Genomic DNA, 22078 nt, shown 5'->3' with positions numbered 1-22078 from the left:
GTGGCGATGAAAAAGTTACATACCCTGATCCTCGCCCCGGTGGCCATGGCGGTACTGCTCAGCACCGCCAGCTGGGCCGCCGAGCAACCCGCCCTGTCTGACCGCGCCTACCGCGCGGTCAACAAGGCCCAGGCGTTGATCACCGAGAAGAAATACGGCGAGGCCAATGCTAAGCTGCAGGATGCGCTCTCGGGCGCAGGCGATCGGGTCTACGACAAGGGGGTCATCTTGCAGACCCTGGGCTTCGTGGCCGCCCAGCAGGAGAAATACGGCCAGGCGACCAAATACTTCGCCGACGCCATCGCCACCGGCGGCCTGCCGCAGCCGGTGGCCCAGCAGGTGCGCTACAACCTGGCCCAGCTCTACATGGCGGAGGGCAACTTCAAGGCCTCCATCAGCACCATGAATGAGTGGTTCGCGAACCTTGGAAAAGATGAGAAGCCGACCCCCCACGCCTACATCACCCTGGCCAACGCCCATGTGCAGCTCAAGCAGTACCGGGAAGCCATACCGGCGGTGGATCAGGCGATCAGGCTCTCCGCAGGCAAGGCGCCGGAGTCCTGGTACCTGCTGAAGATGGCTGCCCACTACGAGCTGAAACAGTACAAGCCGGCCACCGAGGTGCTGACCGCCCTGGTGGACAAGTACCCGGAGAAGAAGAAGTACTGGACCCAGCTCTCGGCCATGCACATGCAGGCGGGCAACGATGCCAAGGCGCTGGCGGCGCTCGAGTCGGCCTACAACCTCGGCATGCTGACCGAGGCGACCGAGTTGCAGCGGCTCGCCAACTACCTCGCCTTCGCCGGCATTCCCCATCGCGCCGCCCGCGTGATGGAGAAGGCGATGAAGGAGGGGCAGATCGAGAGCAGCGCGGCCAACTACAAGACCCTCGCCAACTACTGGCATCAGGCCAAGGAGCTGGATCCCGCCATCGACACCCTGGCCAAGTCCTATCAGCTGGCCCCCAGTGCCGAGCTGCAGCTGAAGATGGCGCGCATGATGATCCAGAGCAAGCGATACAAGGATCTGGTAGCCCTGGCCGCCAAGCCCGCCGTCAATGCCAGCGGTGAACAGCGCGCCGATCTCAAGTTCCTGACCGGGGTCGCCTACTTCGAGCAGCAGAAACCCAAGGAGGCGCTCAGCGCCTTCACCCAGGCCGCCCAGAATGGCAACGTCAGTGGCCGCGCCTCCCCCTGGATCAGCTTCCTGAAGGAGCAACAGGGCGGCGCCGTCACTCAATAAACCGGCACGTCATGGGCAAGCATCCGCCCATGGCGACTGCCCATCCACAAGGGGTTAGCCCCCACAGCTTGCCTGGTGGCAATTGGCCGCTCTTCGGAGCGGTCTTTTTTATGATCCCCTCCCCCCTTTCACGAAACGCCTTCCTTATATAAGGCGCAAAAAATCCGGAGCCTGGGCTCCGGATTGGGTCATTGCGTTGAAACGGGGCTGCCCCCCTTCAACAGGTCATCAGTAACTGCATACCAGCTTCCAGCTGCCGTCGCCCGCCTTGGGTTCGCTGCTGGTCCACCAGTTGGCCTGCCAGACTGCCTTGCCGTTGGTCATGCGATCGTTGCCATTGGCGTGATCCCCGCGAGGCCAGCTCGGATAGGCCGGATAGGCCGCCGGGTCCACGCTCTGGCTGGTGCAGCTGGTGCCACCGCTGCCGCCATCACCCCCACTGCTGCCCCCCAGCACCGCCTCGGCCAGGGCCGGGAAGTCGGACTTCAGGCCTATGGTCTGGCTGCCGGCAATCAGGCGCATGCCGCTCGGCACCCCCGCCGCCGGCAGGTAGTAGGTCATGGCCACTTCCACCTCGGTGCCCGGCGCCCAGGCCTTCCAGGCCGGCAACGTCAGGGCCACCTTGTGGAAGTCCTTCTCATTGGCGATGCCGTCGGAGTTCTGGTTGCCGCCGCTCTCCACTACCTTGAGCCCCATGCCGCTCTGATCCGTGATGGTGTCAGAGGTGGAAGTGGGCATCAGGAACTCGATGCGGGTGCCGCCCGGTATGGTCTGGGTCGACTTGTTGGTGAGCTTGAGGGTCGGGTTGATCGGGTAGTTGGAATCCCCCTCCTTGAAGCCCGAGAGGCTGACGCCTATGTCGAGCTGAGCGGCCGGGGCCGGCAGATCGTTCTGCTTCAGGCTGGCCTTGCTCGCCTTGCTGAACTTGTCGTAAGCCAGGCTGGTGAGGGTGCTGCCCATGACATACTCGTTCTTGGCAGCGTCGAAGTCGTAGTCCCCCGCCATCTCCCAGAACATGACGCCACCCAGGCCCCGATTGACTATGTAGTCGAGCTTGTGACCCATGGACTCTTCATCTTCGGTGGAGAGGAACACCTTCTTCTCTTCGTTCCAGAGCCAGGGCGCATGGGCCTTGTCATCGTAGTAACGCACGTACTGGCCCTGGATCACGTGGGCCGGGTTGTTGGGATCCAGACCCCAGGCAGTGCCATAGCTCGGCAGTGTGGTGATGCCGAGGCTGGCCGCGTGCTCCAGGTTCTTGGCGTGCCACATGGGCACGGCGCCACCGCCTATCTCCTTGCCGTTCTTGTCGAGATCATGCCAGATGTTGTCGATGCCGACCGCACCATTGCCGCAGGGAACTGTGCTGCCCCCCGTGCCCGGCTGACAGGCGCTCTGGCTCGGCAGCGCCGCCTTGCCCCCCAGGCCATGGGTACCACCTGTCACCCCTTGCCAACCACGGGTGTAGTAAGGCACCCCTATGTTGATCTTGCCTGCCGCCAGGGCACCACGGAAGTAGTGGGCCGCCCAGGCGGAGTTCAGGTAGCCGATGGCACCGAACTGGGCCTGGTTGTAGACACCCCACTGGGCCAGCTCGGGATCCGCCTTGTTGTCGAACAGGGCGGCATTGTGGCCGACGAAGTGGTTCCAGGCGCCGTGGAAGTCATAGGTCATCAGGTTGACGTAATCCAGATACTGGGTGACCTGGAAGTTCTCCATGCCGCGCAACAGGTAGGCCGAGGCCGGCGAGGCTATGGTCAGCATGTACTTGCGACCGTCCTCGGTGCCGGCGCTGTCGAGCCGCTCGCGCAGTGTCTTCATCAGCACTTCGTAGTTCGCAAACAGCTTGGCCCGGCACTGGTTGGAGAGCGGGAAGTCGTTGGGGTTGCCCGCATCCTTCATGGAGGTGGGGTACTCGTAATCCACATCCACGCCGTCGAAGCCGTACTGGCGGATGAAGCTCACCGCCGAGTTGGCAAAGGCGTTGATGCCGGCGGTATTGACCGAGCAGTCGCCCTTGGTGGTGGCGGTGTAGAAGCCGCGGGTATCGGCCCAGCCACCCACGGAGATCAGGGTCTTCACGTCCGGATACTGCTTCTTGTATTTCGACAGCAGGTTGAAGTGACCCTGATAGGCGAATTCGGGATCCATTTCGGCGCCCGGCACCCCGTCCCAGGTCAGCTTGGTGGCGGCGTCATCCACCTTGATGAGGTGGCTCTGCTCGTCCACCGCCGCGAAGGCGTAGTTGATGTGGGTGATCTTGTCCCAGGGGATGTCGCCCACCAGGTAGGAGGGCAGCCCGTTCTTGCCGGTCCGCCAGGAGGTGAAGTAACCGATGACGCGGCGGCCATGGTCATCCCCCATGCACTCGCTGCCGTCGGCGCGATAGATCTGGCGCACGTCGCAGGAGAGATTGCCACCCGTGGGGGGCAGGGCCGCCTCTTCCACCTGGACATCGACCTGGGCCGACTCGCCGGAGAGGTTCTCCTTGTCGGTCGCCACCAGCTTGAGACCGGCCAGCCCCTTGCTCTGGGGTGTCCAGCTCAGTTGCCAGGGGGCGCTGCTGTCTTCAGCCACCTTCTTGCCATCGACGAACAGCTCGACCCTGGCGACGTCGTCATTGGCGTCGGTCACATTGCCAGTCACTGTGAGGGCGCGGCCCAGGGTCACCTTGGCCCCAGCGGTGGGGCTGGCGATGCTCGCCTTGGGTGCCTCTGGCGCCACCACGGCGGCGACCTTGAAGCTGGAATCAGCCTCACTCAGCAGCTTGCCATCTTTATCCAGCGCCCGGGCCTTGAGGGCGTGATTGCCCACGCCGGCGGCAGACCAGCTGGCACTCCAGGGGGAGGCTGTGGCCGTGGCGACCAGGGTGCCGTCGATCAGGTACTCCACCTTGGCCAGCGCCGTGACCGGGCCGCTCAGGGTCACCGCCAGGGCGACGCTGGCACCTTCGCTGACGCTGCTGCCCACGGCGGGGGAGCCGATGGCAACGACCAGAGCAGGCGGCGGCACCTCACCGCCATGAAGTTTCCAGGCATCGGCCCAGACGGCGCCGACACCAGGCTCGTAGTGGTAGGGGGAAGCCCCGCACCAGCCGGAATAAGGGAATTCTTTGCATTCGTAGAGGGCGCCTGCGTTGCTGACGACATCGCCAGCTTTGTAGGCGGTGCCAGCCTGATAGGCGGGATAGGCGGCGTGCGCCCAGGCGGGCATGGCCGCAAGGGCAACCAGCATGGCGAGCCTGCTGGGCCTGAGGGTCTGTTGCATCTTGTTATCATCCTTGTTTTGTCTTGGCTTCAACACCGGGAAAAGCGCAATCGCAACAGGGGATCAGGGAACGACAACAGGCCTTGGACGGGGCCACATACCCTCATGTCACCCCGGGTAACCCCGCTGTCTGGCCCGCTTGGGACAGATCGGAGGCTTTGCGTCCCGGCATCACTGCCGGTTTGCCCTTAACCTGGGTTCCGTGAGGAACGGCTCGAGTATAGAAAGCAAGTGGCGACCGCTCAATCTTTATTCTCTAAGGAAAATATGTGAATGCCGGCCAGCTCACATCCCCCCTCAATCGGCCAAATAACTATTAAATCATTAATATCAATCTGTTAGCCACGTCAAAAAAACGGACTCAGCCTCTTTTGTCTCCCCATAATGTGCGCTGCCTCACTGGTCAGAGCTGCCAGAAATGTGACAATGCGCGCCCTTGGCCAGAGCGCCAAGGCTATGGAAACACTGGCAAAAAAATAAAAAAGGAATACCCATGAAAGGAAGACCTACCCTGCTGTCCCTGGCCGTGGGGCTCGCCCTCGCGTCCCCGTCTCTCCATGCCGCTGGCTTCAGTTGCCCGGCCGACAGCGCCCTCACCCCCATCCCCGCCATCCAGGGCAGCGGCGACAAGAGCCCCCTCGTCCCGGACCATCAGTTCGAAAGCCCCGGGACTGTCTCGGTCAAGGCGGTGGTCTCCGCCCTCGGCGAGAGTCTCTGAACAAGGGCTTCTATCTGCAGGATCTGCAAGGGGACGGCAATCCCCAGAGCTCGGACGGCATCTTCGTCTACCTGAGCGACAAGCAGTTCGCCAGCAAGTACCCGGACATACAGCCGGGTGCCCTGATCTGTCTGGAGGCCAAGGTCGAGGAGTATCATGGCCACACCCAGCTCAAGCCCCTGTTTGACGGCAGCGCCCCGCGCCTGACGGTGCTGGCCCAGGGCGACGCCCCGACCGCCACGGCGCTGCGGGTGCTGGAGGGGGAAACCCTGGCCCGGGCCCTGGAGCGTCACGAGGGGATGCGGGTGCGCCTTGATGGGGAGAGCGCCCTCAAGGTAAGCCGCAACTTCAGCTACGACTACGCCGCCAAGCGCAACAACCTGGTGCTCTCCCACGGCGCCCCACTGATGAAGCCGACCCAGCTCCATGTGGCTGGCAGTCAGGAGGCAAACACCCTGGCCGAGGCCAATGCGGGCAACCGCGTCTTCCTCGAGTCGGACTTCAAGGCCGCCAACGGCAAGCTGCCCTGGCTGCCGGCCTGGGAGCCGGAGCAGGGTTACCTGCGCATCGGCGATGCCCCGGTCAATCTGGAAGCCCTGGTGGGTTACAGCTTTGACGAGTACCGGCTGATAGTGCCCAAGGATCAGCGCATCACGGCGGGGGATCTGCTGCGCACCGACGAGAACGACCGCCAGGGCGCCCCGGCCCGCGCCAATGGCACCGACCTGCGCATCGGCAGTTTCAACGTGCTCAACTACTTCACCAGCCACTCCAGCGTGGGGGGCGCCCTCAACGTGCTCTGTGCGGATCAGGCGGATGCGGACAGCGCCAAGGGCTGCAACCGCGGCGCCAAGAGCCTGGAGGAGTTCCAGCTGCAGCGCACCAAGATAGTCAACGCCATCACAGAGATGGACGCAGACCTCCTCGGCCTGATGGAGATGGAGAACAACGGCTTTGACAGCCACTCCGCCATCAGCGACCTGGTACAGGCCCTCAACGAACAGCAGAAGAGGCGGGCAAGCAGTACGCCTATGTCACCCTGCCGGTCAAGGCGCTGCTGCAGGGCGAGCACTACTTCGGTGGCGACGCCATCATGGTGGCCATGATCTACCGGCCGGCCAAGCTGGCACCGCAAGCGGGGATGCCAGCGTCATCAAACTGCCGGTGCAGAAATACCTGGATGCCAAAGGGGTCGAGCCAAGACAGGCCTCCAGCGTGACTCCCTGGTGCAGACCTTCACCGTTGGAGGCAGCAAGGATCCGCTGACCCTGGTGGTCAACCACCTGAAGTCCAAGGGTTCAGGCTGCCTCGAGAACCTGGACGGCAAGGAGCCGGCCGATCTGCAGGGCAAGTGCACCGAGTTCCGGGTCAGCGCCGCCAAGGTGCTGGGCGAGGCGGTGAGCAAGCTGCCCGGTCAGGTGCTGCTGGTGGGCGACTTCAACTCCTACGCCAAGGAAGATGCGATCCGGGTGCTGACCGACTACAACCCGGCCACCAGCGAGCGCAAGATCGTCTCCGCCTCCCACACCTTTATCGGCGACCAGCTCTATGAACAGCTCGGTCGCGAAGTGACTCGCAGCTACGGCCTGGTGGATCTCAACGTCAAGTTCAATCAGGAGAAGGCCATCTCCTACAGCTACGAGGCCGAGCTCGGCACCCTGGATTACGCCCTCGCCAACCCGGCGCTGGCGAGCAAGGTGGTGGCGGTAGCCGACTGGCACATCAACTCCTTCGAGAGCAACCTGTTCGAATATGGCAGCGCCTTCACCGGCGAGCTGATCAAGTCGGACAATCCGTTCAGCGCCTCGGACCACGACCCCATCATCGTCGACCTCAAGCTCAACGAGCAGAGCAAGGGCGGTGGTGGTCGCCATCAAGCAAAGCCCGCAGCGATGCGGGCTTTTTCATTCTGGCCATTTGATTTGTAAATGAAGGGGCAGTAGTCATGAAAAAAACAAATGCCTGAACAAACAAAAAGGCCACCGCGATAACGGTGGCCTTTTGCTTCTTGTAACAAGAATTTGGTGGAGCTACGCGGGATCGAACCGCGGACCTCTTGCATGCCATGCAAGCGCTCTCCCAGCTGAGCTATAACCCCAAGTTGTGGCGAATCAAGGTCAAGACCTTCACTCTGAATTTGGTGGAGCTACGCGGGATCGAACCGCGGACCTCTTGCATGCCATGCAAGCGCTCTCCCAGCTGAGCTATAACCCCAAATTCTTTCTTCATTAGACAACGGGTTCTGGCGGCCGGTTGCCCTAACTCTGGTATTCAAATATTGGTGGAGCTACGCGGGATCGAACCGCGGACCTCTTGCATGCCATGCAAGCGCTCTCCCAGCTGAGCTATAACCCCACAAAGGTCGGCCTGGGTGATACACACCGCACTGCCCTGGGTACTGCACTTCTACAATCAGGAACCTGGTGGAGCTACGCGGGATCGAACCGCGGACCTCTTGCATGCCATGCAAGCGCTCTCCCAGCTGAGCTATAACCCCTTGGATTCCAGATTGTTCGAGGAGAATTTGGTGGAGCTACGCGGGATCGAACCGCGGACCTCTTGCATGCCATGCAAGCGCTCTCCCAGCTGAGCTATAACCCCAACTCACCTCGGCGCTACCAAAGTTATCTCTGGCAACGGAGGCGCATGATAGGCATCACCCGCTTTGCTGTCAACCCAAAATTTTCGCCGGTTGGAGCGTTTAGTCAAAATTCAGGCAGTTAGCTGTTTTTACCGCCAACAGCGTCGCTATGTCGCTGTTTTACGTCGCAAATCCGCTTGAGGCCAAAATGCAAAGGGCCCCCGTCATTATTGTCAGTGGAAGGCGGCCATGCGCGCTGCGATGTACGCCAGGGCGCGGTCATCAGGGAGCCCTTTGTTGTCAGCGACTGGCGCTTATTCGGCGGCCATGCGCGCTTCGATATAGGCCAGGGCGCGATCGATGCGAGCGAGCACCCGCTCCTTGCCCACCAGCGCCATCACGGCGTCTATGGCAGGAGATTGGCCCAGACCGGTGACGGCGACGCGCAGCGGCATGCCGACCTTGCCCATGCCCTGACCCAGCTCGGCGGCGGTGGCTTCAATCAGCTCGTGCAGCGCTTCGGTGGTCCAGGTCTCCAGCGCCGCCAGCTTGGCCTTGGCCAGAGTCAGCGGCTCGGCAGCGACGCCGCGCAGGTGCTTCTTGGCAGCGGCTTCGTCGATGGCCTCAAAATCTTCGAACAGATAGCGGCTCTGGGCGGCCATCTCTACCAGGGTGTTGCAGCGCTCTGCCAGCAGGGTGACCACCGCAGGCAACGCCGGGCCCTTGCTGGTGTCGATGTTCTGGGCGGCCATGTGCCACTCCAGGTGCTTGGCAACATAGGCCGGATCCAGGCTGCGCATGTAGTGGTTGTTCAGCCACAACAGCTTGTCGGTGTTGAAGGCGGAGGCAGACTTGGAGATGGCATCCAGGCTGAACAGCTTGATCATCTCGTCCAGGGTGAAGATCTCCTGATCGCCGTGGGACCAGCCCAGACGCACCAGATAGTTCAGCAGGGCTTCCGGCAGGTAGCCGTCGTCGCGGTACTGCATCACGGAGACTGCACCGTGGCGCTTGGAGAGCTTGGCGCCGTCGTCACCCAGGATCATGGAGACGTGGGCAAACTCCGGTACCGGCGCGTTCAGTGCCTTGTAGATGTTGATCTGGCGCGGGGTGTTGTTGATGTGGTCTTCGCCACGCACCACGTGGGTGATCTCCATGTCCCAGTCATCGACCACTACGCAGAAGTTGTAGGTCGGCGCGCCGTCGGTGCGGCGAATGATGAGATCGTCGAGCTCGGTGTTGGCGAACTCGATGCGGCCACGGACGTGGTCATCGAACACCACTGAGCCTTCGGTGGGGTTGCGGAAGCGGATCACGTGGGGCGCATCGGCCGGGTGATCGTGGGCGGCATCCCGGCACTTGCCGTCATAGCGAGGCTTCTCGCCGCTCGCCATCTGGCCTTCGCGCAGCGCCTCCAGGCGCTCCTTGGAGCAGAAGCACTTGTAGGCCCGGCCATCGGCCAGCATCTCGTCGATGATGCCGTTGTAGCGATCGAAGCGCTTGGTCTGGTAGTAGGGGCCCTCATCCCAGTTCAGCTCCAGCCATTCCATGCCCTCAATGATGGCGTCGATCGCCTCCTGAGTGGAACGTTCCAGATCGGTATCCTCGATACGCAGCACGAACTCGCCGCCCTGGCTCTTTGCGAACAACCAGGAATAGAGTGCGGTACGGGCACCGCCGACATGCAAAAAGCCGGTCGGGCTGGGAGCAAAACGGGTTTTGACTTTCATCTTTAAGCCTTGTGTAGAGGGCCTTGGGCCAATGCGTTAGAAAAAACCGTCGCATTTTAGCACTCAGAATCACGGATGGGAAAACCATGCAATAGCCGGGGCCTAAACAGGTCTTGATTCGGCCGGGGCGCCGTTCTTTGAGAGGGATCGCAAAACCTCCCCTCATTTTCAGCTTTGCTGATCAACATTGCTGGAGGAATCTCCCGCCATGCCGATAATTCATACAACTTTCTACTCACAAGGAACACGAGATGCAGTTTCGCTCTATCCAGAATCGCATCCTGGTACTGGCGGGGGTCGCCATGACCACGGCCCTGGTCATCCTGATCCTGCTCAACCAATACTCGAGCAAGCAGACCCAGCAACTGACCATCAGTTCCAGTCGCGCGGCCCTGCAGCAGGAGGCGTGGCAGAAGGTGAGTGCCAACGCCCGCGCCGAGGCCGCCACCATCACCCAGTTGCTGCAAAAGGGGCTCTCCTATACCCAGCAGATGGCCAGCGTCTTCGCCCTGCAGCAGGAGGGCAAGCTGCCGCTGGATCGCCAGCAGGCCACGGACCTGCTCAAGGCGCAGCTCGGCCTGGAGCCGCAACTCTATGGTGCCTTCGCGGGCTTCGAGCCGAACGGCTTCGATGGCCAGGACAGCGCCTTCGCAGGCCAGAGCGCCCTTGGCAGCGATGACAAGGGGCGTTTCGTCCCCTACTTCTATCGCGACAAGGAGAACATTGGCTCGGATCTGCTGCTCTCCATCGAGAAGAGCGACGCGGATGAATTTGGCAATCCGGCCAACGACTACTACGCCTGCCCGAAACGGGAGGGGCGCTCCTGCCTCATCGATCCCTTCAAGGTGGACATCAACGGCCAGCAGGTGCTGGTGAGCACCATCACCACCCCCATACTGGTGGGCGGCCAGTTCAAGGGCGTCGCGGCCCTGGATCTGGCGGTGGACTCCATCAGCCGCCAGGCCCAGTCCCTCAACAGCAACATCTATGACGGCAAGGGAGAGACACTTATCGTCAGCGCCGCCGGCGTCATCACAGGCACCAGTGGCGATGCCAGCCTGCTCGGCAGCCGCGCCGACAAGCTGCTGGGCGACGGCTGGCAGCAATACCTCAAACCCGAGCTGCAACGCCAGGAGCTCGACGAGGCGTTTCGCATCTCTGTGCCCATCGCGGTGCCGGGCATGGCCCGCAACTGGGCCATCATAGTCACCCTGCCCTATCAGGTGGTGCTGGCGGGCGCCGACGAGCTGGAGAGCCAGCTCACCGAGATGAACCGGGCCGCCATGACCCAGCAGCTCATCGGTGCCCTCATCGTACTGGTGCTGGCCCTGGCCACCATGCTGGCGATAGCACGCAGCATCACGGGCCCCATCCGCCAGATGGTCAGCCTGGTGGATGACATCGCCGATGGCGAGGGGGATCTCACCAAGCGCCTGAACACCCGAGCCCAGGACGAGCTGGGGGCACTGGCCCGCGGCATCAACCGCTTCATCGACAAGTTGCAGGTGCTGCTCGGGGACGTGCAGAAAACCGCGAGCGAGGTCCATCGCCACGCCGGGGATACCGACCGTATCGCCGGCCAGACCGACAGCAACCTGCAGCATCACCAAGCGGAGATGGAGCAGATGCTGACCGCGGTGCAGGAGATGTCCTATGTCAGTCAGGAGGTGGCGACCCACGCCAACAACACCGCCGACTCGGCCAAGCAGGCGCAGGGCGCGGCGGATCAGGGCAAGGTGCGCTTCCAGCAGGTGATCCAGTCCATGCACAAGGTGGCGGCCGAGGCGGGCAAGGGTGCCGAGGTGGTAGAAGGGCTGGCCCACGACAGCGAGCAGATCACCAGCATACTCACCGTCATTCAGGGCATCGCCGATCAGACCAACCTGCTGGCGCTGAACGCCGCCATCGAGGCGGCCCGGGCCGGCGAGCAGGGGCGCGGCTTTGCGGTGGTGGCCGACGAGGTGCGCAAGCTGGCGGGCAACACCCAGCAGGCGGTGCAGAATACCCAGGAGCTGATCGAGAAGATCCGCCACAGCTCGGCCAATGCGGTCAACGCCATCCAGCAGAGCCAGCAGCTGACCCATCAGGCGGTGGGCGAGGCCGATCTGGCGGAGGCGGCGCTGGACAGCATCTTCCAGGCCATCGCCACCATCAACGACATGACCTATCAGATAGCCTCCGCCGCCGAGGAGCAGAGCTCGGTTTCCGAGACAGTCTCAGGCAACCTGTCAAAAACCAACGCACTGGCCAACGACATCGCACAGGATGCCACCAATACGGCGAAAGCCAGCCAGGCCTTGCGCCAGGCGGCCGAGCGTTTGCAGCAGTTGCTGGGGCAATTTCGTCTCAGCTGATAATTTTCATGCTCAGGGCTCTCCCCCTCGGGGGCGAGTCCGTTTACCATAGGCACTATATTTGCCTGATGGCAGGCAATGTAGTGAGAGGTAAATGCCGTGCCCACCCCGGACCGTCGCCCACGTGGCCATAACAGACGAGCCCAGCAGCGTCGCCAAGACGAATCACAAGGAACCCTGCTCCATCGTATCAATGCCGCTACCCTGCCCCTGCGTCAACGTCTTGGCCAGGGATTGGGCGGCCTTGGTCAGCGTAACAAGGAGTCGAAGGCGGCTTCATTCAAGCTGGCTAGTCCGCTGCCGCGCAAGCACACCATAGGCCTGCTGGTGCTGGTGCCTCTCTGGCTGTTGCTGCTGGCCTGGGAACCTGCCCCCGCCGCCCCCAAGGCGGCGCCTTCCGGTTCGCTCGCCGTGCCGCTGGCCGTGCCGACCCAGGCGCTGACCGTGGGCAACGGGGCCGCAAGCAGTGCGCCGGTCGCGGCCAAACCTGTCGAGGAGAGAGTCGATGGCACCTGGCTGCAGCACGAGGTGCAGGCTGGCGAGACCCTCTACTCCATCTGGCGCAAGTTTGAACTGCCCGGGGCCGAGCTGAGCCGCCTGATCGCCATCGAGGGGCCGGACAGGCCGCTGACCCGGCTGCAATCGGGCAAGTCGGTGTTCATCCTGGTGGACACAAGCCGCCGCATCCAGCGGGTCGAGATCCGCTCCTTCGGTCAGGCAAACTACCGCTACGACCGACAGGGCGAAGGGTTCGCCCTCAAGGAGTGATGAAACGGGAGGCCATGGCCTCCCGTTTTTTTGACCAGAAGCATGAAACAAGCCGCTGACTTCCCAATACTTTTAGCTCGCTCAAAAAATGAAAAGTGCCAAATTGACAAGGGATCGGGCTCCAGTACAATCGGTTGTGCTTTAGACAGGGATTGTACTGCATGCCACTGGAACACATCGACGTAGTCAGTCATGGGTAGGCCCCTGCATTCTAGGCAAATGCTGCCCAACAAGGCGTTAGTTTCATTTTGTTATAGATAGGACTTACCACATGTCTGACATTCGCACCGGCCAAGTAAAATGGTTCAACGAAACCAAGGGTTTTGGCTTCATCGAGCAATCCCAGGGACCGGACGTTTTCGTTCACTTCTCCTCCATCCAGAGCACTGGTTTCAAGACCCTGGCTGAAGGTCAAAAAGTCCAGTTCACCGTGACCCAGGGCAAGAAAGGCCCGCAGGCTGAGAACGTGACTCTGCTCTAAGCCGCATCCGTGAACTCGCAGGAGGAGCCAAGGCCCCTCCTATTTTTTTGTCTGCCATTTACCACGCCCCGCCACAACCCGCTTGCCCCGCAGTGACAACCGCGCTTGCCCGCCATCCCTCCCTTGTCAATCCATCAGGCCATGCCACTGGGTACCCCGGACCACAGCGTCCTCAGGCTAAGCGAACTTGGCAAACAGCAAAGCAGGAACACAAACGCATGCACGGAAGGTGGATAAGAAAAGGATTAAAGACATGGACCTACTTCGAAGAGAAATTGGAGCGGGAAACGCCGAACTACGACCCCAGCCTTGGCATCGCGGATGCGATGTGATGGGCAATTCAAAGAGGATTATGATTTGAGGAGAGATTGGAGCGGGAAACGAGACTCGAACTCGCGACCCCGACCTTGGCAAGGTCGTGCTCTACCAACTGAGCTATTCCCGCAACAGGATGTCTTCTGCAAGTGATTTGGAGCGGGAAACGAGACTCGAACTCGCGACCCCGACCTTGGCAAGGTCGTGCTCTACCAACTGAGCTATTCCCGCATCGGAATAATCATCTGCAGTCACTTGCTAATACGTATTGGAGCGGGAAACGAGACTCGAACTCGCGACCCCGACCTTGGCAAGGTCGTGCTCTACCAACTGAGCTATTCCCGCAACAGGATGTCTTCTGCAAGTGATTGGAGCGGGAAACGAGACTCGAACTCGCGACCCCGACCTTGGCAAGGTCGTGCTCTACCAACTGAGCTATTCCCGCATCGGAATAATCACTTACACTAATTATTGGAGCGGGAAACGAGACTCGAACTCGCGACCCCGACCTTGGCAAGGTCGTGCTCTACCAACTGAGCTATTCCCGCAACATGTGTCTTGAGGCTGTGCTGATGATTGGAGCGGGAAACGAGACTCGAACTCGCGACCCCGACCTTGGCAAGGTCGTGCTCTACCAACTGAGCTATTCCCGCATCGGGCTGGATTGAACCAGTGTCATCATCAGATTTTGGAGCGGGAAACGAGACTCGAACTCGCGACCCCGACCTTGGCAAGGTCGTGCTCTACCAACTGAGCTATTCCCGCAACTGCCTTAAAACGGCCGTACAGCATTTGGTTGCTTGCGCTACTGTACGGGAGCCGAATTATAAGAGCAGTCATTCCAATTGCAAGGGCTTTTTTGTCACTGTGCAGCCGTTCGCTCAAAAGCTGGCCGAACTGCCGATTTTAGCAACCGAGCGACGGCAACCCCTTGCTGGGGACTCAGATTTTGAAGACGTGGCTGCGGTAGAACTGCAGTTCGGCGATGGACTCGCGGATGTCGTCCAGCGCCTGATGGGAACCGCTCTTGGTGAACTGATCCAGCAGCTCCGGCTGCCAGCGGCGCACCAGCTCCTTGATGGTGCTGACGTCGACGTTGCGGTAGTGGAAGAAGGCTTCCAGCTCGCCCATGTGCTTGACCATGAAGCGGCGATCCTGGCCTATGCTGTTGCCGCACAGGGGGCTGGTGCGCTCCGGCACCCACTGGCGAATGAAGTCGAGGGTCTCGGCCACGGCGCGGGCTTCGTCGTGCTCGCTCGCCTTGACCCGGGCGACCAGTCCGCTCTTGGTGTGGGTGTTGACGTTCCAGTCGTCCATCTTGGCCAGCTCTTCATCGCTCTGATGAATGGCGATGACGGGCCCTTGTGCCAGCACGTTCAGATCCTTGTCGGTGATGATGGTGGCAATCTCCAGAACCACGTTCTCTTCGGGGTCGAGACCCGTCATCTCCATGTCGATCCATACCAGGTTCTGCGCGCTGACTGTCATGATTGCTCTCTCTATTGGGAGGAATGGCGGAATTTTGCCAATTTGCATGTATCATACTGGCTTTGGATCTGTTCATAAACTGGCGAATCGAGTGGCAAAGAAAGCAAAACTCAATCTGGGTCAACAGAGGCGCGTTCAGGCCAACCGCGAGCGGCGGCTGCAAAAAGATCACACCACAGTCGTGGATGACACCCTGTTCGGCCCGGCCATCGAAGGGGTGGTGATCAGCCGCTTCGGCCAGCACGCGGACGTGGAAGCCGTCGACGGCACCATACACCGCAGCAACCTGCGTCGCAGCAGCATCAACAGTCTGGTGTGCGGTGACAAGGTGGTCTGGCGTCCCGGCCTCAATGCCGCGACCGCCGGGGTCATCGAGGCGGTGCATCCCCGTCACTCCGTATTGACCCGGCCGGACTTCTACGACGGGGTCAAACCCATCGCCGCCAACATAGACCAGATAGTCATCGTCTCGGCGGTGATGCCCGAGTTCTCCACCAACATTGTCGACCGCTATCTGGTGGCCGCCGAGGATGTGGAAATCGCCCCCCTCATAGTGCTGAACAAGGTCGACATGCTGGACGAGGCGGCCCGCATCCGGGTCGAGGGCCAGCTCGCCGCCTACCGCAAGCTCGGCTACCCGGTGATCCTGGTGAGCTGCGAGAGCGGCGAGGGGCTCGACCAGCTCAAGGCCGCACTGACCGACAAGATCAGCATCTTCGTCGGCCAGTCCGGGGTGGGCAAGTCGTCCCTGACCAACGCTTTGATGCCGGGGCTTGGCGTGCTCACCGGCGAGATCTCCGAAAACTCGGGGCTGGGCACCCATACCACCACCACGGCGCGGCTCTATCACTTCCCGAGCGGCGGCGATCTCATCGACTCCCCCGGGATCCGCGAGTTCGCCCTCTGGCACCTGGAAGCCGATCGCATCACCTGGTGTTTCGTGGAGTTTCGCGACTACCTCGGCAGTTGCAAGTTCCGCGACTGCACCCACAAGGACGATCCCGGCTGCGCCCTGCGGGCGGCGGTCAGCAGTGGCGCCATCAGCCCTGACCGCTTCCACAACTATCACCGCATCCTGGAAACCATGCAGGAAGCCCGCCACGGTCGGCAACAAGCCCGGCTGTGACCCAATCAACCTCCCTCTTTTTAGAAAGAGCAGATGAAGATCATGAGCATCACTGACAACCTGAAAATTGCCGGTCAATACTGCCTGCCCAAACACGCCCTCTCCCGCCTGGTCGGCAAGCTTGCCGCCGCCGAGGCTGGCAACCTCACTACCCGGGTGATCGAGGCCTTTATCAAGCAGTACGGCGTCGACATGAGCGAAGCGCTGCACGAAGATCCGGCCCACTATGCGAGCTTCAACGCCTTCTTCACCCGCGAGCTCAAGCCGGGGATCCGTCCGCTGGTCGAGGATGCCATGACCCTGGCCCTGCCGGTGGACGGCACCGTCAGCCAACTCGGTCCCATCCATCAGGGCCGCATCATCCAGGCCAAGGGCCACGACTACAGCGCCCGCGAGCTGCTGGGTGGCTTCGAGGATCTGGTGGCGCCGTTCAAGGATGGCGACTTTGCCACCATCTATCTGGCGCCCAAGGATTACCATCGCATCCACATGCCCCTGGACGGCGTGCTGGAGAGCATGGTGTTCGTGCCGGGGGATCTCTTCTCCGTCAACCCGCTCACCGCCGAAAACGTACCCAACCTGTTCGCCCGCAACGAGCGGGTGGTCGCCACCTTCCGCACCCCCCACGGCCCCATGGCGCTGGTGCTGGTTGGCGCCACTATCGTCGCCAGCATCGAAACCATCTGGGCCGGCAACATAGCGCCGACCAAGCAGAAGGAAGTGGTGCGCTGGGATTACACCGGCGACGAGGCCATCACCTTGCAAAAAGGCGCCGAAATGGGTCTGTTCAAGCTCGGCAGCACAGTCGTCTGCCTGTTTGGCCCCGGCATGCTGGCCGGTTTCGAACCCCATCTGGCCAACGGCGTCACCACCCGCATGGGTCAGCCCTTTGCCAAGCTGGCGGATCAGGCATGAGTGACCAGTCCAAGCCAGGCGCCTCGCAGAAAAACAACCCGCTGCACGGACTGACCCTGGAGGCGATTGTCACCGCCCTGGTCGAGCACTACGGCTGGGAAGCCCTGGGGCAGCAGATCAACATCCGCTGCTTCACCGATGATCCCAGCGTCAAGTCGAGCCTCAAGTTCCTGCGCAAGACCCCCTGGGCGCGAGAGAAGGTAGAGAGTCTCTATCTCTATGTTCAGCGCAAACAGGCCAAACAGAAGGAAGACCCCAGTGGCGTTTAAGATTACCTACACCTACAAGAAGCAGGCCAAAGAGATAGGCTACGCCAACGACAAGTTCAACAGCATCTATGACGCCATTGCCGCGGCCGAGGGGCTGGATCTCTCCAGCTTCCACGCCATGGAGGCCCAGCTGGCCCAGGTGTGCCGCCGCGACAAGAAGAGCGTGAAGGACTACAGGGAGAACTACTTCAAGGAGCTGGGCTTCTCCAACGTCGTCATCGAACGGGACACTCTCGAAGACAAGCAGGAGTAAGCATGCGAACCCTGACTCTGATGGCCGCCTCCCTGCTGCTGGCGGCCTGCAGCACCCAGCCTCCCCAGCTGGTCGGCAACGATCAGGATGCCCACGGCTGCCGTGCCAGCGCCGGTTACCAGTGGTCCCCTCTGCTCGGCCAGTGCGTACGCCTGTTCGAGCAGGCGGTGCGGCTGCAATCCCTCGAGGCCACCGAGACCGGCAGCGCCTTCGTGCTGTTCAACGCAGATCAGAGCAAGGCCGAGCTGACCCTGCCAAGCGGCGAGCAGCACCTGCTGACCCGTCAAGGTGCGACCCCGAGGGCAACTGGTCGTGGCAGGGTAGCGGCTACACCCTCTTTATCTGGAAGGGTTATGTGCTCAAATCCGGCGAGCAAGCCCTTGAGGGTATCTGCTCTTTCACGGTGACAGCGCCCTCTAGTCGCCAGCAGTGAGTCAACCGCTGCCAGTACGCTCCCAGAACGTTCCCTCGGCGGTTTCCCTGCCGGGGGCGTTTTGTTTGGGCGAATGGCTGCTGCCCGGTGGCGAACACAGCCGGGTGTCAGAACCGGAAATGCGCTGACGGCGGCATATACCCGCTCTGCATCCCACTGCTCGCCAGCGAGTCGCGGCCCCACCGCCCAAAACAGCAAACACCCCGCTGCAAGCAAAGACCCCAGGGGGAGGCGAATCAGTTGCCGAGGGTGGCGAACAGACTCTGCTCCAGGCTGCCGCGGGAGACGCAGACCGGCGTGATAGAGGGAGCCAGCACACGCTCGCCGGAGGACTCGACGAAGTAGAGCTGGGTGTTGCCCTTGACGTTGACGGTCGCCACGCTGTTGTTGCCGCTCTGGGTGATGATCAGGTTGATCTGCAGATTGGGGTTGCCCAGCGCGACCTTGGAACCCATGGTGCCGCAATCCAGCCACTCCAGCCCCTCGGCCGCGTTTTCGACGTTGGCGGTCATCAGACCTGAGCCACGCTGGCTGTTTTCGATGTTCAGGCCGTGATCGCCAAACCACTTCTCGGCGCGGGCCCACACCAGATCCACCGGAATTGCCATCTCCTGGGTGTTGTTGGTCGCCTTGGCAACCGGCGGGGTATAGCGGTACTGCTCGCCACCATTGTTGTCACTGGCACAACCCACCATCAACAGCGCCAGCGCGCTCCCCATTATCTTTTTCATCTTGTCTCTCTCGTCCATATCACCAGGCCATTGGCCAACCGGCGGCTATTATGGCCGGAGCGACACAGACTGTCAGCAAGCATCCAGCGTTCGGATGTTATGGGGAGGTTATCGGGGTGCTTTACAAAATTGGTTTGCTATCATAGATTTGCTCGAAATTCCTCCATAAGCGCCCCTGTGACCAACATGCTCACCCCGGATCTGCTGCAGCAGATCATCGACCAATTGCCCATGAGTATCTTCTGTCGGGATAGCCATGGGCGCTACCTGTTCGCCAATCGTGCTTTTGTGCGTGAAGCCAAATGGAGCAACCTCTGCCGAGGTGGTCGGCAAGACGGACGCCGATATGCCCTGGGGCGATGTCTTTCGCGAGTGAGGATGAGCCTGCTGGCCGGAGGCAAACCCCTGCTGCATCAGCAGCTTGCACTGCAACGGCGGGCGGCGCCTGCTGGATGGAGATCCACAAGGTGCCGCTCTATGACGAGCAGGGAGAGGCCCTATGCGCCCTGTTTGGCATGGTCAACGAGATTGCCCAGCGCAAGGAGCCTGGAGCAGACCTTCAAACAGCAGCAGCTGCTGCAGCGCCGCCTGCTCGATGCCATCCCTGATCTGATCCGTTTCGATGATCACAACGGCGTGTTGCTGGAGTGCAATCAGGCCTTCCTCGACTTCATGGGTCAGGGGGCCGATGAGGTGCTGGGTCAGCAGTGCCGTTCCCCGCCTGCCCCGCAGCCCATGGGTAATGGCGAGTGTTGTCTGCTGGATGCCAGCGGGCAGGGGCGACACATGGAGATCACCCGGGTCGATGTGCCGGATGGTGATGGCAACTCCCTCGGGGTCCTGACGCTGGGCCGTGACATCACCGGCTTGCGCACCACCCAGGCCCAGTTGCAGCAGGAGCAGCACTACGACAGCCTGACCGGGCTGCTCAAGCTCTCCCACTTCCTGCAGACCAGCCGCCATCTCGGGGCCCGCAAGGCCAGCCTGGTGCTGGTCGATCTGCACCATTTTCGCGAGATCAACGATCGCTTCGGGATCCGGATTGCCGATCGCCTGCTCAGCCAGGTGGCCAAGCGGTTGCAGCAGTTGGTTCCGCCGCGTCCCTGCTTGTGCCGGGTCGCCGCCGATGATTTCAGCCTGCTGCTGCCCGACTTGAATGAACCCCTTGCAAGGGGTGGAGCCAGCATCTGCAGCAGCAGTTGATGGAGCACTATCAGGTGGAAGAGCACCGGATCCAGATCCCGGTGTTCCTCGGCATAGCCCACGGCAAGGCCAAGGAGGCCGAGCGCCTGCTGAGCCACGCTGAAGCCGCGCTGGCCCAGGGCAAGCGCCAGCAGCAGCACTGCACCCTGTTCGACCCCGAGCTGGACGCCAAGCTCAAGCGCCGTCAGCTCATCGCCGCCCAGCTGCCGCTGGCCATCAAGTCGGCCGAGCTGACAGCCGTCTACCAGCCCATCATCTGCACCCACAGCAACCGGCTACACGGGGCCGAGCTGCTCTGCCGCTGGCCTCATCCGGAGTTCGGCATGATCTCCCCCGACGAGTTCATCCCCCTGGCGGAAGAGCTGGGCCTCATCGGCCAGCTCGGCCAGCTGATGCTGGAGCTGGGTTGTGCCCAGCTGGCCCGCTGGCAGGTGGCGGCCCCGGATCTGGTGCTCTCCATCAACCTCTCGCCGCTGCAGTTTCGCGATCCGGCGCTCTGCCCGCGGGTCTTCGCCTGCATCGAGCGCCATGGTCTCAAGGCCAGTCAGCTGGAGCTGGAGATCACCGAAGGGGTGCTGATGGAGAATGCCGACGAGATTGAGACCAACCTCGACAACCTGATCGCCGCGGGTTTTCAGCTGGCCATCGATGACTTCGGTACCGGCTACTGCTCGCTGGCCTATCTGCCGCGGCTGCAGGTGGCGACCCTCAAGCTGGATCGCAGCTTCACCCAGGGGCTGGCCAGCAACCAGGCGACCACCGCCATCGTGCGTTCCGTCATCGGGCTGGGCCACGAGCTCGGCATCCGGATCACCGCCGAAGGGGTGGAGACGCCAGGAGCAGCAGCAGTGGCTGACCGAGGCGGGTTGCGATCGGCTGCAGGGCTACCTGTTCAGCCGCCCCTGCCACCCCGGAGTTCGCAGCCAGTTATCTGGCGTGACTCGCAGCAAAAACAAGGCCACCGAGGTGGCCTTGTTGTTTGGTCGATGGCACAGGCAGCGGTATGTCCTTACTCCTGGAAGTAGGTGCCCCAACCATCGTAATCCACCCCGTATTTTTCGAGGATGGGCAGCATCTTGGCGATATCGGCCACGATGGCTTCGACATTCAGCTTGCACTCGATGGTGGCATCGAAGCAGAAGATGGTGGCGCCGTCATCCAGCTCCATCTCTTCGGCATCGTCACTTCAAAACCGGCCTTGAACAGGTCAACCGCCGCTTTTTCCAGACGGTCGAAATCCTGGCAGGCGAAGTGGTGCTCAATGTCGTAATCCGCGTCGGGTTGCTGCCATCGGCCAGCAGTTCGTTGACGATCTCGGTCTCTCGGCCACTCTTGCATATTGATCATATAAACCCCAGGCGGTATTGGATATGTCAGCCCCTGCTGGCAGGCACGCTGTTGCCTCGCCGCCAGGCGGATATCATCAATGCGGCAAAGATAACTGCCTTGCCCGATAAATGGCTGTCCGCAGGTGGCAATAACCCGTCTTTGACAGGCGCGACCACAGATACGGCTGAAACAAAATACATTGCAGGCTCTTTGGGGAACCTGAGATTCAGACAGCAGGGTGTTCAGAACCAGCTAAGGCGGTGAAATGATAAGGCTTTGGTGAATAAATGGCGCTTGGCGTTCAGTTGTTGAGCGAACGCACCACCAGCGACGATCCCAACGGGGTGGGCTTCGGGATTTATCGTGCCATCTGGTTGACACTTACCCTGCGCAGGAAAGGGTTTAATGCGCGCCGTTGCCCAGATAGCTCAGTCGGTAGAGCAGGGGATTGAAAATCCCCGTGTCGGCGGTTCGATTCCGTCTCTGGGCACCAATAATTCCTCCTTAGTTCAGTCGGTAGAACGGCGGACTGTTAATCCGTATGTCACTGGTTCAAGTCCAGTAGGAGGAGCCAAATTCGAAAAAGCCCGCTCAATCGAGCGGGCTTTTTTTCATTGTCAGCCGCCGTTGCAGGCCGCCAAAAACAGGCGTCGCGCCGCAGGTGGCGCTGAACAGCAGCATTCCGGTTTGCAACATGCTGCCTGGGCATGGTCTTCTTTTCTCTCTTTCTGAACCCTGATCCACTTCGGCTTCATCACATTCCCTTATCCATTTTATGGCCTGAATACCTGCACTCCTGTGCAGGCGAGCCATCTTTGTTGAATGGCGCATGGCGTCAATCTCTCCGCAAAACAATTAATTCAGCAGCGCGAACC

At 61.4% G+C, this 22078-nt stretch carries 15 protein-coding genes, 14 tRNA genes, 4 pseudogenes and 1 riboswitch; of the genes and pseudogenes, 15 read left to right on the top strand and 18 right to left on the bottom strand.

The genetic code is table 11. The features are described 5' to 3' along the window. Nucleotides 1-6 precede the first annotated feature (6 nt). The gene (locus tag ACF2JD_RS15375; protein ID WP_440987733.1) at nt 7-1242 is read left to right on the top strand and encodes a tetratricopeptide repeat protein; all 1236 of its coding nucleotides are present in this window, start codon (nt 7-9) and stop codon (nt 1240-1242) included. A gap of 228 nt (nt 1243-1470) precedes the next feature. Here ACF2JD_RS15375 and ACF2JD_RS15370 read toward each other — a convergent pair whose 3' ends face one another. Continuing rightward, the gene (locus ACF2JD_RS15370; protein WP_440987732.1) at nt 1471-4509 is read right to left on the bottom strand and encodes a glycosyl hydrolase family 18 protein; all 3039 of its coding nucleotides are present in this window, start codon (nt 4507-4509) and stop codon (nt 1471-1473) included. Between the two features lie 113 nt (nt 4510-4622). Then, nucleotides 4623-4706, bottom strand: a riboswitch (cyclic di-GMP riboswitch). Nucleotides 4707-5002: 296 nt separating this feature from the next. Between ACF2JD_RS15370 and ACF2JD_RS15365 the strand changes: the two are divergent. Further along, nucleotides 5003-7155 (top strand): annotated as a pseudogene (locus ACF2JD_RS15365) (ExeM/NucH family extracellular endonuclease). Nucleotides 7156-7249: 94 nt separating this feature from the next. Here ACF2JD_RS15365 and ACF2JD_RS15360 read toward each other — a convergent pair. The 6 genes from ACF2JD_RS15360 to gltX all read right to left on the bottom strand — a co-directional run bounded on the left by ACF2JD_RS15360 (nt 7250) and on the right by gltX (nt 9538). Beyond that, nucleotides 7250-7325: transfer RNA gene (locus tag ACF2JD_RS15360), tRNA-Ala, on the bottom strand. Between the two features lie 40 nt (nt 7326-7365). Then, nucleotides 7366-7441 (bottom strand) — tRNA-Ala (locus ACF2JD_RS15355). Between the two features lie 65 nt (nt 7442-7506). Beyond that, nucleotides 7507-7582: transfer RNA gene (locus ACF2JD_RS15350), tRNA-Ala, on the bottom strand. Nucleotides 7583-7648: 66 nt separating this feature from the next. Beyond that, nucleotides 7649-7724: transfer RNA gene (locus ACF2JD_RS15345), tRNA-Ala, on the bottom strand. A gap of 28 nt (nt 7725-7752) precedes the next feature. Further along, nucleotides 7753-7828 (bottom strand) — tRNA-Ala (locus ACF2JD_RS15340). A gap of 294 nt (nt 7829-8122) precedes the next feature. Further along, nucleotides 8123-9538: a glutamate--tRNA ligase gene (gltX, locus tag ACF2JD_RS15335; protein WP_234677164.1), complete on the bottom strand. Its 1416-nt coding sequence runs from the start codon at nt 9536-9538 to the stop codon at nt 8123-8125. Nucleotides 9539-9789: 251 nt separating this feature from the next. Here gltX and ACF2JD_RS15330 point away from each other — a divergent pair, with 251 nt between their 5' ends. The 3 genes from ACF2JD_RS15330 (at nt 9790) to ACF2JD_RS15320 (ending at nt 13141) form a co-directional block, all read left to right on the top strand. After that, a complete protein-coding gene (locus ACF2JD_RS15330; protein ID WP_440987731.1) occupies nt 9790-11892 on the top strand; it encodes a methyl-accepting chemotaxis protein in 2103 nt (700 codons plus the stop codon). Between the two features lie 99 nt (nt 11893-11991). Next, entirely contained in the window at nt 11992-12660 is a 669-nt protein-coding gene (locus ACF2JD_RS15325) for a LysM-like peptidoglycan-binding domain-containing protein (RefSeq protein WP_440987730.1), read from the top strand. Nucleotides 12661-12931: 271 nt separating this feature from the next. After that, nucleotides 12932-13141: a cold-shock protein gene (locus ACF2JD_RS15320; RefSeq protein WP_005327092.1), complete on the top strand. Its 210-nt coding sequence runs from the start codon at nt 12932-12934 to the stop codon at nt 13139-13141. A gap of 369 nt (nt 13142-13510) precedes the next feature. On the opposite strand, the gene ACF2JD_RS15315 is transcribed toward ACF2JD_RS15320, so the two are convergent. From ACF2JD_RS15315 to orn, 8 genes are all read right to left on the bottom strand, one after another. Further along, a tRNA-Gly gene (locus tag ACF2JD_RS15315) sits at nt 13511-13586 on the bottom strand. A gap of 25 nt (nt 13587-13611) precedes the next feature. Next, nucleotides 13612-13687 (bottom strand) — tRNA-Gly (locus ACF2JD_RS15310). A 38-nt stretch (nt 13688-13725) separates the two neighbouring features. After that, a tRNA-Gly gene (locus tag ACF2JD_RS15305) sits at nt 13726-13801 on the bottom strand. Between the two features lie 24 nt (nt 13802-13825). Next, nucleotides 13826-13901, bottom strand: a tRNA-Gly gene (locus tag ACF2JD_RS15300). 27 nt (nt 13902-13928) lie between these two features. Next, nucleotides 13929-14004 (bottom strand) — tRNA-Gly (locus ACF2JD_RS15295). Between the two features lie 29 nt (nt 14005-14033). Continuing rightward, nucleotides 14034-14109, bottom strand: a tRNA-Gly gene (locus ACF2JD_RS15290). Between the two features lie 36 nt (nt 14110-14145). Further along, nucleotides 14146-14221 (bottom strand) — tRNA-Gly (locus ACF2JD_RS15285). A 177-nt stretch (nt 14222-14398) separates the two neighbouring features. Then, nucleotides 14399-14944 (bottom strand): oligoribonuclease, encoded by a 546-nt coding sequence (gene orn, locus ACF2JD_RS15280; protein WP_111912002.1) that lies wholly within the window; start codon nt 14942-14944, stop codon nt 14399-14401. Between the two features lie 91 nt (nt 14945-15035). Between orn and rsgA the strand changes: the two genes are divergently transcribed. The 5 genes and pseudogenes from rsgA to ACF2JD_RS15255 all read left to right on the top strand — a co-directional run bounded on the left by rsgA (nt 15036) and on the right by ACF2JD_RS15255 (nt 17927). Beyond that, nucleotides 15036-16070, top strand: coding sequence for a small ribosomal subunit biogenesis GTPase RsgA (gene rsgA, locus ACF2JD_RS15275; protein WP_210428253.1), 1035 nt, complete (start codon nt 15036-15038; stop codon nt 16068-16070). Nucleotides 16071-16112: 42 nt separating this feature from the next. Then, the gene (gene asd / locus ACF2JD_RS15270) at nt 16113-16985 is read left to right on the top strand and encodes an archaetidylserine decarboxylase (RefSeq protein WP_106888021.1); all 873 of its coding nucleotides are present in this window, start codon (nt 16113-16115) and stop codon (nt 16983-16985) included. Next, a complete protein-coding gene (locus ACF2JD_RS15265; protein WP_262108387.1) occupies nt 16982-17254 on the top strand; it encodes a VF530 family protein in 273 nt (90 codons plus the stop codon). The genes asd and ACF2JD_RS15265 overlap by 4 nt, the downstream gene beginning before the upstream one ends. Continuing rightward, the gene (locus ACF2JD_RS15260; RefSeq protein ID WP_025325938.1) at nt 17244-17507 is read left to right on the top strand and encodes a DUF2960 domain-containing protein; all 264 of its coding nucleotides are present in this window, start codon (nt 17244-17246) and stop codon (nt 17505-17507) included. The genes ACF2JD_RS15265 and ACF2JD_RS15260 overlap by 11 nt, the downstream gene beginning before the upstream one ends. A 2-nt stretch (nt 17508-17509) precedes the next feature. Further along, nucleotides 17510-17927, top strand: a pseudogene (locus ACF2JD_RS15255) (hypothetical protein). Nucleotides 17928-18176: 249 nt separating this feature from the next. Here ACF2JD_RS15255 and ACF2JD_RS15250 read toward each other — a convergent pair. After that, nucleotides 18177-18671 (bottom strand): hypothetical protein, encoded by a 495-nt coding sequence (locus ACF2JD_RS15250; RefSeq protein WP_440987729.1) that lies wholly within the window; start codon nt 18669-18671, stop codon nt 18177-18179. Between the two features lie 99 nt (nt 18672-18770). Here ACF2JD_RS15250 and ACF2JD_RS22685 point away from each other — a divergent pair. From ACF2JD_RS22685 to ACF2JD_RS22675, 3 genes and pseudogenes are all read left to right on the top strand, one after another. Beyond that, a pseudogene (locus ACF2JD_RS22685) lies at nt 18771-18923 on the top strand (hypothetical protein); the annotation flags it as partial. Nucleotides 18924-19199: 276 nt separating this feature from the next. Next, nucleotides 19200-19874, top strand: a complete 675-nt coding sequence (locus tag ACF2JD_RS22680) for a diguanylate cyclase domain-containing protein (RefSeq protein WP_456305342.1) — start codon at nt 19200-19202, stop codon at nt 19872-19874. Next, complete coding sequence (locus ACF2JD_RS22675) at nt 19874-20899, top strand: putative bifunctional diguanylate cyclase/phosphodiesterase (protein ID WP_456305341.1); 1026 nt, start codon at nt 19874-19876, stop codon at nt 20897-20899. The genes ACF2JD_RS22680 and ACF2JD_RS22675 overlap by 1 nt, the downstream gene beginning before the upstream one ends. Here the strand turns inward: ACF2JD_RS22675 and rraB are convergent. Further along, nucleotides 20884-21212, bottom strand: a pseudogene (gene rraB, locus ACF2JD_RS15240) (ribonuclease E inhibitor RraB). The gene ACF2JD_RS22675 and the pseudogene rraB sit on opposite strands and share 16 nt — an antisense overlap. 408 nt (nt 21213-21620) lie before the next feature. On the opposite strand from rraB, the gene ACF2JD_RS15235 reads away from it, so the two are divergent. Together ACF2JD_RS15235 and ACF2JD_RS15230 are read left to right on the top strand one after the other, a co-directional pair. Beyond that, nucleotides 21621-21696, top strand: a tRNA-Phe gene (locus ACF2JD_RS15235). 5 nt (nt 21697-21701) lie between these two features. Beyond that, nucleotides 21702-21777 (top strand) — tRNA-Asn (locus ACF2JD_RS15230). A 17-nt stretch (nt 21778-21794) separates the two neighbouring features. Here the strand turns inward: ACF2JD_RS15230 and ACF2JD_RS15225 are convergent. Next, the gene (locus tag ACF2JD_RS15225; RefSeq protein WP_440987728.1) at nt 21795-22034 is read right to left on the bottom strand and encodes a hypothetical protein; all 240 of its coding nucleotides are present in this window, start codon (nt 22032-22034) and stop codon (nt 21795-21797) included. Nucleotides 22035-22078 lie beyond the last annotated feature (44 nt).

Origin of the sequence: Aeromonas ichthyocola, from assembly GCF_046087985.1 — a bacterium.
Taxonomy (GTDB): Bacteria; Pseudomonadota; Gammaproteobacteria; order Enterobacterales; family Aeromonadaceae; genus Aeromonas; species Aeromonas rivipollensis.
Note: the sequence above shows the minus strand (reverse complement) of the source record. Positions and strands in the feature narration are given on the sequence as shown.

Bases quoted from the DNA above. Each gene is read 5' to 3' on its own strand.
- ACF2JD_RS15375 (WP_440987733.1), top strand. From the start codon at position 7: ATGAAAAAGTTACATACCCTGATCCTCGCCCCGGTGGCCATGGCGGTA.
- ACF2JD_RS15370 (WP_440987732.1), bottom strand. From the start codon at position 4,509: ATGCAACAGACCCTCAGGCCCAGCAGGCTCGCCATGCTGGTTGCCCTT.
- gltX (WP_234677164.1), bottom strand. From the start codon at position 9,538: ATGAAAGTCAAAACCCGTTTTGCTCCCAGCCCGACCGGCTTTTTGCAT.
- ACF2JD_RS15330 (WP_440987731.1), top strand. From the start codon at position 9,790: ATGCAGTTTCGCTCTATCCAGAATCGCATCCTGGTACTGGCGGGGGTC.
- ACF2JD_RS15320 (WP_005327092.1), top strand. From the start codon at position 12,932: ATGTCTGACATTCGCACCGGCCAAGTAAAATGGTTCAACGAAACCAAG.
- orn (WP_111912002.1), bottom strand. From the start codon at position 14,944: ATGACAGTCAGCGCGCAGAACCTGGTATGGATCGACATGGAGATGACG.
- asd (WP_106888021.1), top strand. From the start codon at position 16,113: ATGAGCATCACTGACAACCTGAAAATTGCCGGTCAATACTGCCTGCCC.
- ACF2JD_RS15265 (WP_262108387.1), top strand. From the start codon at position 16,982: ATGAGTGACCAGTCCAAGCCAGGCGCCTCGCAGAAAAACAACCCGCTG.
- ACF2JD_RS15250 (WP_440987729.1), bottom strand. From the start codon at position 18,671: ATGAAAAAGATAATGGGGAGCGCGCTGGCGCTGTTGATGGTGGGTTGT.
- ACF2JD_RS22675 (WP_456305341.1), top strand. From the start codon at position 19,874: ATGGAGCACTATCAGGTGGAAGAGCACCGGATCCAGATCCCGGTGTTC.
- ACF2JD_RS15225 (WP_440987728.1), bottom strand. From the start codon at position 22,034: ATGCGCCATTCAACAAAGATGGCTCGCCTGCACAGGAGTGCAGGTATT.